The organism is Corynebacterium sp. HMSC30G07 (genome assembly GCF_001806945.1).
Taxonomy (GTDB): domain Bacteria; phylum Actinomycetota; class Actinomycetes; order Mycobacteriales; family Mycobacteriaceae; genus Corynebacterium; species Corynebacterium riegelii.
Window position 1 is genome coordinate 1 of the sequence record NZ_KV786444.1, and the last position, 14,823, is coordinate 14,823.

General features: G+C 57.9%; 11 protein-coding genes. 7 read left to right on the forward strand and 4 right to left on the reverse strand.

Translation table 11 applies throughout. The features are described from left to right. Nucleotides 1-416: 416 nt before the first annotated feature. The 3 genes from HMPREF3104_RS00295 to gltS all read right to left on the reverse strand — a co-directional run bounded on the left by HMPREF3104_RS00295 (nucleotide 417) and on the right by gltS (nucleotide 3,852). Entirely contained in the window at nucleotides 417-1,757 is a 1,341-nt protein-coding gene (locus tag HMPREF3104_RS00295; protein WP_070493196.1) for an AAA family ATPase, read from the reverse strand. A gap of 214 nt (nucleotides 1,758-1,971) precedes the next feature. Then, nucleotides 1,972-2,187 (reverse strand): helix-turn-helix transcriptional regulator, encoded by a 216-nt coding sequence (locus HMPREF3104_RS00300; protein ID WP_070493074.1) that lies wholly within the window; start codon nucleotides 2,185-2,187, stop codon nucleotides 1,972-1,974. Between the two features lie 468 nt (nucleotides 2,188-2,655). Then, nucleotides 2,656-3,852 carry a sodium/glutamate symporter gene (gene gltS / locus HMPREF3104_RS00305; RefSeq protein ID WP_070493077.1) on the reverse strand — a complete coding sequence of 399 codons (1,197 nt, stop codon included), beginning with the start codon at nucleotides 3,850-3,852 and terminating at the stop codon, nucleotides 2,656-2,658. A gap of 1,082 nt (nucleotides 3,853-4,934) precedes the next feature. On the opposite strand from gltS, the gene HMPREF3104_RS00315 reads away from it, so the two are divergent. From HMPREF3104_RS00315 to HMPREF3104_RS00345, 7 genes are all read left to right on the forward strand, one after another. Then, a complete protein-coding gene (locus tag HMPREF3104_RS00315; RefSeq protein ID WP_070493083.1) occupies nucleotides 4,935-6,401 on the forward strand; it encodes a DUF3375 domain-containing protein in 1,467 nt (488 codons plus the stop codon). Next, nucleotides 6,398-7,021, forward strand: coding sequence for a DUF4194 domain-containing protein (locus tag HMPREF3104_RS00320; protein ID WP_052205732.1), 624 nt, complete (start codon nucleotides 6,398-6,400; stop codon nucleotides 7,019-7,021). The genes HMPREF3104_RS00315 and HMPREF3104_RS00320 overlap by 4 nt, the downstream gene beginning before the upstream one ends. Continuing rightward, nucleotides 7,018-10,314 (forward strand): ATP-binding protein, encoded by a 3,297-nt coding sequence (locus HMPREF3104_RS00325; RefSeq protein WP_070493086.1) that lies wholly within the window; start codon nucleotides 7,018-7,020, stop codon nucleotides 10,312-10,314. The genes HMPREF3104_RS00320 and HMPREF3104_RS00325 overlap by 4 nt, the downstream gene beginning before the upstream one ends. Before the next feature lie 18 nt (nucleotides 10,315-10,332). Further along, nucleotides 10,333-11,496 (forward strand): DUF3322 domain-containing protein, encoded by a 1,164-nt coding sequence (locus HMPREF3104_RS00330; protein WP_070493089.1) that lies wholly within the window; start codon nucleotides 10,333-10,335, stop codon nucleotides 11,494-11,496. 471 nt (nucleotides 11,497-11,967) lie between these two features. Next, nucleotides 11,968-12,105, forward strand: coding sequence for a hypothetical protein (locus HMPREF3104_RS12380; protein ID WP_157045353.1), 138 nt, complete (start codon nucleotides 11,968-11,970; stop codon nucleotides 12,103-12,105). A 626-nt stretch (nucleotides 12,106-12,731) separates the two neighbouring features. Beyond that, complete coding sequence (locus HMPREF3104_RS12880) at nucleotides 12,732-13,499, forward strand: HipA family kinase (protein WP_371441026.1); 768 nt, start codon at nucleotides 12,732-12,734, stop codon at nucleotides 13,497-13,499. A gap of 10 nt (nucleotides 13,500-13,509) precedes the next feature. Next, nucleotides 13,510-14,361 carry a hypothetical protein gene (locus tag HMPREF3104_RS00345; protein ID WP_052205727.1) on the forward strand — a complete coding sequence of 284 codons (852 nt, stop codon included), beginning with the start codon at nucleotides 13,510-13,512 and terminating at the stop codon, nucleotides 14,359-14,361. A gap of 8 nt (nucleotides 14,362-14,369) precedes the next feature. Here HMPREF3104_RS00345 and HMPREF3104_RS00350 read toward each other — a convergent pair whose 3' ends face one another. After that, nucleotides 14,370-14,720 carry a DUF2200 family protein gene (locus HMPREF3104_RS00350; protein ID WP_070493095.1) on the reverse strand — a complete coding sequence of 117 codons (351 nt, stop codon included), beginning with the start codon at nucleotides 14,718-14,720 and terminating at the stop codon, nucleotides 14,370-14,372. Nucleotides 14,721-14,823 lie beyond the last annotated feature (103 nt).

Consider the following 14,823-nt stretch of genomic DNA (forward strand, 5'->3'; position numbering starts at 1 on the left):
CATGTTGCCAAACCGGGGATAGTTGCATTGGCTGCCAGGTGATTGCCAGGTTTGGGGGTTGGGCGGGCGTTCCAAGGCCTGGCCGGGTTGCTGAGAGCGTACCTGAATGCGCGCTCGGGTGCGCCACGGGCGTGCTGCTAGCAGACAATGATTTTGGGCCTACGTTTCCCCAGGTTGATTGTCTCTACTCATCGAGGTTTTTGCGTTGTGTGCTAGTGCCCAGATGAAAACTGGGGCCGTGGGGCATGTTCGAGGGAGCAGGCGAGGGTCAGAGCGTAACGCGGGCGAGATCCTGCTAGACGACTTTCAAATCCAGCCCCCAAACCTCCAGCTCAGGTGTGAATACATTTGGCGGATTTTGCGTTGTCGTCTAGCAGCAAGGAAGCAGTGCGCGGGCTGAAGCGCCTTTCCTCCGGCTAGCCATGCACAAACTCCAGCGGCTCCAGCGCGGGGACACCCCCGAAGCGCCCTTGGAGGTAGCTTTTTCGGAGGTCGGCGTCCTTGCGTGCACCGTCGTAGTCGGAAAGCGCGGTTGCGGAGGTCTGGCCGCGGTGGTCTTTTTCTACGAGCCAGATTTCGTCACGACGCAGCATCTGAGGGTCCATAAGCAGCAGGTCGTGCGTGGTGAAAATCAGCTGCGCCCGGCTGTCCGGCCCGCATGTGTTGAGGAAGCCTCTGATCAGCGCCCTGGATAGCTCGGTGTGAAAGCTACGGTCAAGTTCATCAACCATAAGCACGCCGTGCGTTCCCCCGTCCGCCAGGACGGAAACCAGTTCCAGCAGGCGTGCTGCAGCCTTCGTGCCGTCGGATTCATCGGCCCACTTCAAACGCACGGGCGTGTTCGTGCCGTTAACGTGCTCCAGCGTCATCCGGTAGACCACCAGGTTGCCACCATTCAGCGCTACCCGGAATCGACCGTGTTCATTCTCCGCCTCAATTGGGGCCGGGTACTGCTCGAGTGCTTGCCGGTATTCGCGCAAAAGTTCAGCGCTCACACCCATTGCGGAGGGTTCCACTTCCTCTGCATGGACGCCGGCAATGCCAGCGTCGATCTGCGTGATGGCTTCCTGCCAGTCCCCAACACCGAACTGCTCCGACGCTACATCCACTGCGCCCGCCGGCACTACCAGCACTGTCTTGAGGAACTCGCTCACTGCCAGCAGCGGTTCGAGCTTTTGCTTATCAACGTCCCCGCCAAAGTTCACCTCCGCCACATACGAAGCCAACGGCACCTTTGTCGGTACCGCTTCAAGCAGCGTCCTCACCTTTTCCGCCGCCTTTTCCGCAGCGTCATCTTGCGAATCAAGATATGGGAACGCAAACACGCCCCTCTCCCGGACGAATATCTCTTGGTCTGTACGAGAAAGCAGCTTGGTCAGGTATTCCTCAACCACAGAGTTCGAGTCATAACAAAGGATGTACTCGTACATCATTCCGCCCCATTCAAAGAGCAGCTCAAACGTTGTTGGCTGCTGAGAGGCGGAGCGATCCAAAGCAAAAGGATCGTACGGCATAGATTCGTTCGGGCGCGGCGGATTCGAAATCAATTCCTTCAGCGTTTGCATCGCTTTGAGGAAGTTAGACTTCCCCGCAGCATTCGCACCAAAGAGGCCCGCTATGGGATTGACTGTCTTCTTGTAACGCTGCACCAATACTGGATTTCGATCACGTAAGTGCTGCTCACGGGTAGCGACCATGTTCAGCGAGGCAGGCTGATAGATGGAGCGGAAGTTCGCAACCGTGAAGTCTAGAAGCATGCACCCATCATAATTCGCTTCATGAAAGATGCAATAGTTCTGCATCTTTCGATTCTTGCATGTTTGCGTCGCCAGTCCTGACGTTGCGAGGTCCTTTGAGTCGGGGTACTGGGCCAGGTCGGGGTGCTGGGGGAGCTTTTTGAAATTGCGGCAGCATGTTGCCAAACCGGGGATAGTTGCATTGGCTGACAGGTGATTGCCAGGTTGATAGCGATTACAGCAGATCACCCCGGTGGACTTTCGGCTCCAAATCGTATCCAAGCGCGGATAACACGGTGATCACCTTGCCTACTTCAGCAGTTGGTTTACCCTTTTCAAGCTCACGCAGGAAACGGTCCGACACTCCCGCAAGGTCCGCAAGATCTACCTGCGTCAGGCCGATGCGCTTGCGCTGAGCCCGAACAAAAGCCCCAAGCTCGCCGACGTCCATGCGGAGTCTCCTCTCTGCTTGGCCCTGCTTGCTAACGGAACGAGCGCACCGATTCTAGCTCGTTTTGGGCGCGTTGGGTTCTAGATTCCATGGTATCGGTGCGTACGTTCCGAATAGTGAGGGCTTTGGGTTTCAGGGTTTCTGTGAGCCGGGGTACTGGGAGAGCTTTTTGAATTGCGGCAGCATGTTGCCAAACCGGGGATAGTCGCATTGGTAGACAGGTGATTGCCAGGTTTGCAGGTTGGACACGGGCTGCCCGGCGTGCGCCACTAGCAGACAATGGTTTTGGGCTTGCGTTTGTGCAGGTCAGTTGTCTTTACCCATCGCGGTTTTTGCGTTGTGTGCTAGTGGCCAAATGAAAACTGGACTTACAGGCACCAGCGATGCTGGCACGAAGACACAAACCACCAAACTTATGGCCTTAAGTTTGGTGGTTGGGCGGAAAGGGCGAAGATCTTCGGTTGGGGCTTAGGCGACCCAGTTGAGGCAGAAGACGATCCAGGGGAGCGCGACGACGTCGATAAGCACAGCACCCGAAAGTGGAACCACCACCATCGCAACCTTGGACTGCAAACCATGCTTGCGGCCAACCGCATCCATGTTGGCCACCGCGTTGGGGGTGCCGCCGAGGCCGTGGCCCATCATGCCGCCGCAGATCACGGCGGCGTCGTAGTTCTTGCCAAGAATGCGGAACACAACCAGCGCCACAAACGCCACAAGCACAACTACCTGGACCAACAAGATGACCAGCAGCGGCAGGGCGAGATCATAAAGATCCCAAATCTTCAGACTCATCATGGCCTGAGTAAGGAAGAAGCCCAGCGACACATCTGAAATCAGCTTCAGCGTCTTGCCGTGGATTTCCACCCAGCCGGCGGCGTCGTTGATGTTGCGAAGAATGATCGCGATCAACATCGCACCGACGTATCCCGGCAGCGAATACCCCGTCCACTCGCCGAAAAGCTTGCCCAGGTACACACCGATGACCACAACCACGCCGATCACAGCAGCGGTAGCAACCACCGAGCCCTCGTTGACCTCGGACGTGTTGTCCACGCCGCGCTCCTGCACATCACCGATATCTCGCGTTTCAACGGCCAGCCTGTTCCGCTTAATCAACCACGTGGCCAGCGGACCGCCAATCAGCGAGCCCGCGATCAGGCCAAACGTTGCCGCAGCAATCGCTACCGCAGTCGCGCCCTGGGCGCCGAGCTCTTCAGCCGTTGGACCAAACGCTGCCGCCGCGCCGTGTCCACCCTCAAGCGATACCGCACCAGCCATGACGCCCAGCAACTCGTTGATCCCTAGCGCTTTTGCCAAACCGATGCCGACGAGGTTCTGGAAAATTGCCACAGTCCAGCACGCAACCAGGTACACCACAAGGACTCGGCCGCCGGTTCTGATCAGGCTTAGCGACGCACCGAGACCGATCGTGGTGAAGAATGCCAACATCGCAGGGGATTGGAGGGTGGTATCAATCGTGAGTTCGATCGAGCCCCACTCACGCAATGCCAACACAACGAGCGCGAACAGGAAGCCGCCAACCACAGGCCCCGGGATTGCGAACCTGCTGAAGATTCTCCAGCTCCTCGCAGCCCACGCGCCAAACAACAACAGCAAGAGCGTCAACGCTACTGAGCTCACCAGACCAACTTCGATCTGCATGCGTCACCTTCTTTCTCTAGGTCCTTCTTTGGGTCCTTCTTTGCGGCTTTCGCCTTGAACAGGCTCACCTTACGTTCCATACGAGGCGTGGGCCACATCAGCGTGTTGGTCCGAGGCTTTCACGGGTTGTGTGGCGCTGGGGGAGTTGTATGCCTGGAGGAGCTTTTTTGAATTGCGGCAGCATGTTGCCAAACCGGGGATAGTTGCATTGACTGACAGGTGCGCCTCGGGTGCGCCACTAGCAGACAATGATTTTGGCCCCGCGTTTCCCCAGGTCGATTGTCTCTACTCATCGCAGTTTTTGGGTTGTGTGCTAGTGGCCAGACGAAAACTGGACCCACAGGCGCAAGCGATGCTGGAGCCAAGATCATTGAAAGCTATTTTGCTGCTTTGGGTGAGGATGGCGTGCAAACGTCATGCGATGACACTCATGAAGAAGAAGTAGCGAAGCCGGAAGCGTTATCGGACTTCTTGTCATCGGAGCTACCATCCTTGGGCTCTACGGGTTCTTCAGCCCGTACAACCCCAACGGCGCTTTCGCGAACGCGGCGCGATAGTTGCGTGTAACTGTTTAGGGCGCAGGTGCGTGGGCTGCTTTAACACTTTTTAACACTTTATTGCCACTTTGTTTTTACACTTTGACGCTTTGTCTACCTGCAGCTTTTCCACTTTGCAACTTGCTAAATAGGTAGTTTTGCAAGTTTAAGTTGCACTTTTGCCGACCACTTTTGCACTTTTGCACTTTGCTGCACTTTGCCCAGTTTTGCAGGTTTGGTTTTTCAGTTAATAAGGGTTCGGTGGAGCTGTTGCGGGGCCGCGGCAGCTCTGCAGCATGCGAGTTAACGCTTGATGCGGGTGGCACCTCGAAGCAATTGCGGCGAATATCTGCCAAACCGGGGATAGTTGCCGCAATGGGCCCGAAACTGTGAGCCCGCTGCCAGCCGTGGCAGATATCCCCGAATTGGCAACATGCTGCCGCAATCCGAAAAAGCACTACCCGAGGTCCTGAAGGCCTGGGCCGGGTCCGGGATCCGCGATCTACCCAAGGTGCATTAGCACTGCGCGGCAAATAGGATCGGCGTATGGCTCTTCAGGCACGGGCGCTGACATTTAAGCGTCAGAAAGAACAGTCGGCGGCGGTGCGCCTCTTGCACGCCGACAACGCGCCCGTAGTCCTCGCCATGATCGCGGAGTACTTCCCGCGCGGCGCCGAGCCAAGACCCGCCGGGGAAGTGTACGAGCTGATGGCGGCCGACTTTGCACTGCTGCGCGACACGTTTGATCTGCCGAAGAGTCCGCAGTCATATTGCAACGACTGGGTAAAAGCGGGCTGGCTCGTTCGAAAATCTGGCACTCAGGTCACGGGTGAGACGCTGGAGCCGAGCGAGGACGGCCTGGTTGCGCTGCAGATGATGGATCGGGTTGGGGGTCCGTATTCGGCGGTGACGGCGAGTAGGGTGGCGTCGATAAGCAATGCCCTCCAAGACCTGGCAAGGGACACAGACCCGGACATTTCAACGCGCCTGAAGCACCTGCGGAGGCAGCGTGAACGGGTGGACGAAATGATTGCAGATGTGGAGCGCGGCGTGTTTGAGCTGCCTTCGGATGCGAGTGTGCAGGAGCGGGTGGGCGATATTTTGGGCATGGCCTCTGCAATCCCGAGTGATTTTGCGCGTGTGCGGCATCAGTTGGAGGTGCTGAATCTGGATTTGCGCAGGCAGTTGCTGGACCCGGAGGGCAGTCGCGGTGATGTGCTAGCGGAGATTTTCGCGGGCGTGGACGTGATTTCGGAGTCGGATGCGGGGCGCAGCTTCAACGGGTTTTATCGGCTGGTTGTGGATTCGGAGCATGGCGCGTGGGTGGAGTCATGGATTGGGGAGATTCTTCAGCGGGTTGGTCCGGAGGTGATGGATTCCAAAACCCGTTCGCAGTTTAGGAATCTGTTCCGCAATCTTGAAGACGCTGGTTATGAGGTCAACCGCATGATGACCCGCCTTGCGCGCAATTTGCGTAATTATGTTTCCAGTGAGCAGTTTGCTGAGGATCGTCGGATGATTGAGCTGTTGCGCGATACGCGCAGGCTTGCGGCGGAGGCGGCGGAGGCTGAGGAGTTGTCGCCAACCAAGCGGATGGAAACGCCGTTGCAGCGTATTGGTATGGCGGTCAGTTCTGTTGCACAGATGAAGCTGGCGGATCCGGGGGCGGAGGTGATTACGTCGGATGTGGAGCGTTTTGAGGCCAGCGAGGGGGATGCAGAGGCGTTGCTTGAGCTGGTGCGTGAGTCTGAGATTGATCTTGAGGAGCTGTCTGCCGCTGTTGCTGATGCGGTTGCTGAGCTAGGCAAACCTTCTATTGCGGATGTATTGGAGCACCATCCGGCGACGCAGGGTTTGGCCTCGGTTGTGGGTTTGGTTTATTTGGCCATGCGGTTCGGGGTGCAGCTTGATGGCAGGGAATCGGTTCGTTTTGAGGAGGACGATGGGGCAGTTCGCTTAGCGACGTTGCCTCTGTTCACCTTCGACACCACATCAGTGGAGGAAATGCGATGACGGAAGCACTGTGGAGTGGAGATACGGGGACGTTATCGTATGAGTCCCGGCGCGCGTTGGTGGATTTGTTGAAGGGTCCGCTGATTAGCGCGGACCGCAAGAAGGACACGTGGAACGCCATTTTGAGCGACAAGGAGGCGTTGCGCAGCTGGCTGCATGACGTGTTTTTGGAGCTGGTGATTGATGAGGAAGCCGGCATTGCGTTTACCCGCCACGTTCGCCCCGACAACGACGACGTGCACGTCCCGCCGGTGTTGCGTACGGATTCCTTGACGCACCTGCAGACGGCGGTTTTGCTGCAGCTTCGCCACGAACTGGGTATGAGTACGCCGGGGGAGCGCGTGGTGGTTGGTGAAGATGAGCTCTACACGGCGATCGGGTATGTCCGGGCGGTGGATAACCGTGATGAGGCTGGGTTTAAGCGTCGTTTTGATGCGGCGATCAACGCCATCAAGAACAAGTACAGCCTGCTCACGGAGACAGAAACGGAAGGGCGCTACGTGGTCTCCCCAGTTCTTCGCCACATTTTTGATGCGGATACGGTGTACGCGCTGCGCGAGGAGTACCTACGGCTAGCTGGAGCCAACGCTGGCAATGAACCCGAGGGAGAAGAGCAGTGACCGAACAATTCAAGTTGGCACGAGTTCAGCTTGTGAACTGGGGAACGTTCCACGGCTACTTTGACATCCCGGTAGGCCAGAAGGGCTTTTTGATCACGGGTGCGTCGGGCTCGGGGAAGTCCACCTTGATCGACGCGTTTTCGACCATCCTGGTTCCTCAGTCCAAGATCCGTTACAACGCGGCGGCGCAGCAGGACACCATGCGCGACAAGGGCCGTAGCAGGGTGTCGTACATTCGTGGCGCGTGGCGCAGGAGCGAGGACCCCACTACTGGTGAGATCCGCAGTCAGTACCTGCGCGAAGGTGCAACCGCGACGGTGGTTGCAATGACGTATCACAGCCCAAGCGAGACGTATACGTTGGTGGCAATTTTTCGTCTCAACGCAGGGCAAAACTCCGAGGCCCAGGTGCGGACGCTTTACGGCATCTTCCCGGACGAGGTGGACGTTGATGCGTTCATGCCGCACCTGGTGAACTCGCTGGATAAGCGCAAGCTTGAGCAGAAGTTCAAGACGCCGAGCAACGGCGTCACGTTTACAGATCAGTATTCGGTATTCGCCAACCGTTTCCGTGCGCGCCTGGGCATTGATAGTGAAGACGCCCAGATGTTGCTGCACCGTACGCAGTCGGCGAAGTCTTTGAGCAGTATGGATGAGCTGTTTCGTGATTACATGCTGGAGCAGCCCATCACGTTCGACCTGGCCAGGGAGGCGGTGGCTACGCATGGTGATCTGCGCTATGCCTACGAGCGTCTGGAAGATCTGAACCGCCAGATTGAGGCGTTGGCGCCATTGCCGGGGTTGCAGGCGTCGTTAGAAGAGGCGCAGGCTACGCGCGGGCACGCGGAGGCGCTGGCGGCAGCGTTGCCGTCTGTACGCAGGGCGATTGAGGCTGCCGAGCTTCGCGACGCCATCACGACCCACCAAGCCCAACGCGAAGCTGTCAAGGTGCAAGAAAGCTCACTTACCCAGCGCAAACAAGCACAACAGGAGGCGGTGCAGCGCGCATACGCCAAGTTGGAGGGGCGCACAGGCGACGCTGTGACGCCGCTTCGCCAGCGCATCCAACGGGAGGAGCAAGAGCTTGCAACGCGCACAGCGAAGGCGAAAGAGCTGCAGCAGATACTGGACGTGGACGAGCTAACCACGGAAACCTTTGCGGAACTCAAAGCGCAAGCTCGCCGTGAGATTGAAGAGGCACCCGCAGAACGCGAGCTACTGGACGCAACGTGGTCCGACGCCCGCGCACAGAAACAGCAGTGCGAGCAGCAGGAGCGCGCAATCCAGCAGGAGCTTGAGGGCTTAAGTGCGCGTTCCAGCAACATCGACCAGGGATTCATTGATCTGCGCGCGCAGATGTGCGCGGACATCAACCTGACAACGCAGGAGCTGCCCTTTGTGGGTGAGCTGATAGACGTGTTGAAGCAGGAGGAGGAGTGGGAGCCGGTGATCCAGCGCCTGTTGTCCAACTTTGCCATCACGCTGCTGGTGCCGGAGGAGCATGAGCGCGCGGTGAACAGTTGGGTCAATAGCCGCCGGCTTGGCCGCAGGTTGGAGTACCGCACGGTGCCGACTGGTGCGGCGCCACCAAGACGGCCAAAGAACTCAGCCAGCTTGTTTCACAAAGTCGCGGTGGTGGACAGTCCAATGCGGCCCTGGTTGGAACAGATGCTGGCCAGCACGTTTGATTACGCCTTGGTGCGCACCGTTGAGGAACTTGAGCAGCAGACGCAGCGCGCGGCAACTATCGACGGTTTGGAGCGCAACGTCCGCGACCGCACAAGGTCCACCCGCTACATCAAGGACGATCGCCGCCCACTTGGGCAGCATCGTGATTACCGTTTGGGCTCCTCCAACAACAAGAAGGTGGAGTTGCTACGTACCTCGTTGAAAGAGGCGCACCAGGCAACAACTGCTGCCCACAACCTGGAGCGGGATCTGCAGCGAAAGCGCGAGAGCTTGCGACATCGTCTGGATCAGGTGAAGGTGATTGCTTCGACGGGGTGGGATGAGGTGGATTACGTGGGCGTCGAGAAGCAACTGGCTCAACTGCGAGCTGAGCTGGAGCTTGCGACCTCCTCACCCGAGGTGCGCGAGCTGAGCCGTGCCTACGAGGACGCGTGTGACAGCCTGCAGGCCACCGAGGAGGAGCTGCGTGAGGTGCAGCGGCAGATCACCGTCGCGGAGACCAGCATTGCCGCAGATCAGGCGCGGCTGGCGGAGGTTGAGCGCGCCAGCGTTGCGGTGGACCAGGCGCTGTTTGATGAGCTGGAGGCCAAGCTGAAAAGCCGCAAGCGGCGGCTTACGCGCGAGAACATCGGTTCGCTTGCAGACGAGGTGCAGTCCGAACTCGACGCCACCATCAAACACAACGCACAAGTGATCACCAGTGCAAACACAAAGATTGGCAACATTTTGACCAGCTACCTGGCCGGGTGGCCCTCTGAATCGGCGGAGCTGCGTGCCGAGCCGGAGTTTGCGGGTGAGGCCATCAACCGCCTGGAAGCGCTCCGTGCGGACCGCCTGCCGGAGTTCCGCGGCCGGTTCCTGGAGCTGCTCAACGGCCAATCCGTCATGCACCTCAGCCACATCTCCACGCAGCTCGCGCGGGCGAAGGGTGACATTGAAACCAACCTGGGCCCGATCAATGCTTCGCTGATGCGCTCGAAATACACCCCCGAGGGCGGCGGGAGGTATCTGCAGATTGAGGTACGCGACAACCGCGGGCCTGAAGTTCGCGAATTCCAGCAAGACCTGCGCGAAGCCACCGCCGGCAGTTTGAGCGCAGCCGACGAAACCGAAGCGATTGCGCGCTACCATCGGCTGGCGAAAATCATGGACCGCCTCGCCTCCTCGGAGCGTGCCGATACCCGCTGGCGCAACCTCGTCCTGGACACCCGCCGCCACGTGAAGTTTGTGGGCAACGAAATTGATGCCGACGGTGAGGTGTACAACACCCACGTTGATTCCGCGTCGCTCTCCGGCGGGCAGGCGCAGAAACTTATGTTCTTCTGCCTGGCTGCGGCGCTGCGCTACCGCCTCGCCGGGGTGGATGCGGACGTTCCCACATACGCCACCGTTGTGCTTGATGAGGCCTTCGATCGCGCCGACCCCACCTTTACCCGCACCGCTATGGACGTGTTCACCCGCTTCGGTTTCCACATGATTCTGGCGACTCCGATGAAGCTGATCAAGACACTATCGCCCTATGTGGACGGCACGATTGTGGTCAACTACGCCGAAACGCCACAGGCGCGCTCCACGTTCGAATTCATTGACACTCACGGTGGTTAGCAGGTTGGTCAGTTTCTGATGCGTTTACCCGACCAGCTTCCGTTGCGCCTTGACATTGAGCGTGCGCTTTTGGGTTCGGCGCTGCCCGAGTCGATCCCGCTGCACCCGCCAACCGCGAAGAAAGTGCTAGCGGAGCCCTTAGTGGCAACCGAGTTCGTTCGCGCCTGGCAGGCGTACGAGCCTCAGACGGAGGTGGAGTGGGTTACTCGCCACTGGGCGCACCTAGGCCAGCAGCGGGTCCCGGCGCGTGTGCATATTGGCAGTTGGGAGCGGGTTGCGGAGCTCACCGGGCAGGCCTCTACGTTGGCGTTGGCGCGCTCCCGGTTTGCTGAACTTGTGGGATTGTTCCCGTGTTCGCCGGGCTTCCCCGGCTTTCGTGCGACCGTTGCGCGCACTCACTCCACTTGGCTGTCGCTGGACAATTTGGACTTCACCCGCCTTACCAACACTCTGACCTGGATGTATACGCACCCCGCTTCCGGTCTGCGCCCGCGCGCCGTGCCCGTTGAAGGCGTTGACACCAAATGGGTCGAGAGCCACCAGAGCCTCCTGTTGCGTTTGCTCAAGCCGCTCGGTCTGGCCACTTTGGGCCTTTCGCTTACCGACGCCACCCTCCGCCTCCGCTTCCTCGACCCCTCTTTGGCCCCCGCACCGGATCTTCTTGACATCGCAGTTCCGTTCAACGCCTTGCCGCTTCCTTTGGGCCTGACGGTTGTGATTGTGGAGAACAAAGAGACGTTCCTTGCGCTGCCGCAAGCGCCTGTTGGTTCTAACGCCGTGTTGGTGTTCGGCGCGGGCTACAGCGGAGCGCAATTAGCTTCCCTTGACTGGGTCCGCGGCGGCAAGGTGCTGTACTGGGGCGATGCGGATGCGGATGGCTACGCCATTCTGAACGCACTGCGCAGCCACATGGGTGCTGGCGTTGCTGGTGCTGCTGGTGCTGCTGGTGCTGGTTTCGGGCAGGTAGAGAGCGTTGCGATGGATAGCGCTACCGTTGCGAAGTTTCTGCACCTGTCAGTTGATGATCCCGGCGACGCCACCCGACACCTACCTTTCCTTACCGAGGAGGAAGAAAACGCGCGACGGCTCCTGATCACGCGCGGTAATCGGAGGCTTGAGCAGGAGCGAGTGTCGCTGGACTGGGCGCTCGCGCAGGAAGCCTTCGCTGGGATCTGGGGTTGAGGTCGGCTGCCGTTTTGGGCTGTGTGGTGCTGGGGGCCGGGGTGCTGGAGGAGCTTTTTGGAATTGTGGCAGCATGTTGCCAAACCGGGGATAGTTGCATTGGCTGACAGGTGATTGTCAGGTTCGGGGACTAAGCGGGAGATCCTGGATCGGGCCGGGCTACTGGGAGCGGATCTGGGTGTGTGCCTCGGACGCATCCCTGGGTGCGCCACTAGCAGACAATGATTTTGGGCCGGCGTTTGTACAGGTCGATTGTCTCTACTCACCGCGATTTTTGCGTTGTGTGCTAGTGCGCCAGATGACAACTGGGAGCATGGGCAGGTTCAAGGTCGCGAGTGATGCTCACGAGAAGGCACAAACAACCACATTTATGGCCGTAAGTTTGGCGGTTTGCCGGAAAGGGCGAAGACCTTTGGAATCTATTTCCCTGTTTTGCAGAGGGTGGCGTCCGAGCGTCATACGATGTCACTCATGAAAAAGAAGACTGACGCCAGCAGCGAAGCCGGAAGCGTCATCGGACTTCTTGTCATCGGCGCTATCCTCCTCGGACTGTATGGGTTCTTCAGCCCGTACAACCCCAACGGTGCGTTGGCGAACGCTGCACGGTAGTTGCTTGTAGCTGTTTAGAGTGCAGATGCGTGAGCTGCTTTAACACTTTTTAGCACTTTATTGCCACTTTGTGTTTACACTTTACAACCTTGCCTACCTGCATCTTTTCCACTTTTAAACTTGCCAAATAGGCAATTTTGCAAGTTTAAGTTGCACTTTGCGCGCTAACTTTTGCACTTTTCCTAGCTTTGCAGTTTCGGTTTTGCAGTTTGCGGTTAATGCTAGGCCCTGTCATCGGGTAGGCCTACGGGGCAACGGAGGTGCGGGTTAGCGCTTGATGCGGGTGGTTCCTCAAAGCAATTGCGGCGAATATCTGCCAAACCGGGGATAGTTGCCGCAATGGGCCCGAAACTGTGAGCCCGCTGCCAGCCGTGGCAGCTATCCCCGGTTTGGCAACATGCTGCCGCAATCCAAAAAAGCTCTACCCGAGGTCCGAGGAATCAGAACCATGCTTTCCAGAGTGTGGTTGTGTCAAATAGGCATTCGCCCTGTGCGGTGAACTGCTGAGGTTTGCGGGAGGTGTGTCAGTGTCTTTCCACAATGGCCGATAACGGCCATACTTAGCGACTATCGTTTATGGAGAATGCACGACAAGTGAATGGCACCGGCTGTAAGGGGGAGTTTATTTGCAAAACGATACACCGAGACCAGCGATAGTTTCGGTTACAAAGACTGCGAATACCGGAACCCGTCCATTCCTTGCTCTTACAGATTCCGGAGACTACTACTGGTGCAAGCAACTGCATAACGATCATGGACCACAATCCACAATTAATGAGGTCGTTTGCTCAGTAATCGGAGATGCCTTAGGAGCACCAGTCGCGCCTTGGTCACTCATTGATGTTCCGCCTGAACTTGTAGGAACGCCTACCCCGCCTGGGCAGGCTGGCGTAACCAACATAGTTCAAAGCTTGCCGGTTTTTGGGTCGAAGCTATTTCACTTCGCGGACATTTGGGATGCTTCCGAAAAAATTCGTTTCACACGTCGAGACGGCAATGAGGAGAGGATTCCCCGACTGATTGCCTTGTGGATACTCTGCAACGCCAAAGACCTGCAGGTTATTCATGACACCTCAGATGACATGCGTATTTATTCCGTCGACCACGGGATGTGGTTCGGGTCCGACGAGTCTTTGTGGGTATTAGCCCCGTCATCAGAGCTCTATGGGCGAACCGAGATTGGCCACCCTCAACAAGCTATCCCCAAACATTTCTGGTGTGAAGCATTGGATGCGGTTGCCTCGTTGAGTCCGGATCTCAAAGTGGACGTTCTGTGTGCAATTCCTGAAGAATGGGAGGTCCCACACCATCAGGTAGAAATTTTGGTGCAATACTGCTTAGACCGCCGTGAGTACACCATCGAGCGGCTTCGGCAAGAGATGCTGCACGTTTGAAGGAGGTGCTATGAAATTCCGCTACTGGACGCTGACTCTCCAGCATGACCCGTCGTTATTAGACCGGCAGGGGATCGGCGTTGTTGCAGAGGGCGAAGACGGCGCCTCAGCGGCGCGAATCATTTCAACCGGCGACCTCCGCACCAACGGCATGTCAGACGCAGCCAAAACGGCAGCACGTACAGTTCTGGATACGCTTCGCGAAGAATTGACCCCCCTCGTTTCTGATCAGCCAATTCTCCAGTTCGGACCTAGCACGGAGATCCGCACTTTCCTGAACACCGCAAATCAGCGTTGGAATAACTTTGTGGAGGTTCAAAGTGATCGCACTTTGGCCGTCGATATGGAGCTCGGCGAAGTCGTTGACTACTTGTTCAGCATGTATATCCGCAGCACACCTGCGTCCCACAAGACTCCGCAGCAAAGACTCCAAGAAAAAGTGTGGCGCGCATACGAAGGCGTTCCACAGGTCGCTGCCTTGCTGCGTCGCCAACCGACCACAACGTTTGCTGGTGTGAACGTCCGAACGGATCTTGCTCTGATTGATGACAACGAGGTTAAAGAGCTGGTCCGAACCGTTCCGTTCAACATCGATCCTGACCCGAGGCGGCTCCAAGGCGTAGACGCCTGGACCATGCGAGTGTTCAACCTACGGAAGAACGGTGGCCAACTCGACTCCCGGGGCGAGTCCATCACGCTTCCGAACAACGTTCCCGTTTCAGTCATCTATGCACCGCCCAATACACGAGAACAATACGAAACCTTTGACCTGATCACTCAAAACTGGTCGGATTTTCAGATCGAATCCGTCTCTGCCCTTCATGCAAAAGAGCATGTGTTGGCGTTGGCTGAACGCATTTAGCACTTGATTTAGCACTTGATGTGGGTGGGGGTTTTGCCGCGGGCGATTTCGTCGATAAGCAAGTCCATCCTGCGGATCTTTTGCATCAACGCATCTTCCACCTCCTGGACCCGCACGCCACACACCGTGCCCGTGATCAGGTCCGTGTTGGGGTGGAGGGAGATCTGGCTGAAGAAGTCTCGTAGCGACAAGTCATGGGCGGCCTCCAGCCCGTCCGAATCGAGGCCGGTGAACCACCCGAGGATGTCATCCAGCTCCTCGCGCGTGTGGCCTTTGCGCTCCACTTTGGCCAGGTAGTTGGCGTAAATGTCGCCGAAGCGGTAGTTGAATACGCGCTCAAGTTTCGCCTGCTCGTCCATGGGTGTGCTCCTTGGTTGGTGTCGGTGGTGTGGCCGCTTTCGTGGTTGGTGCCATCTATACCGCAGAGCGATTGCGGCGAATATCTGCCAAACCGGGGATAGT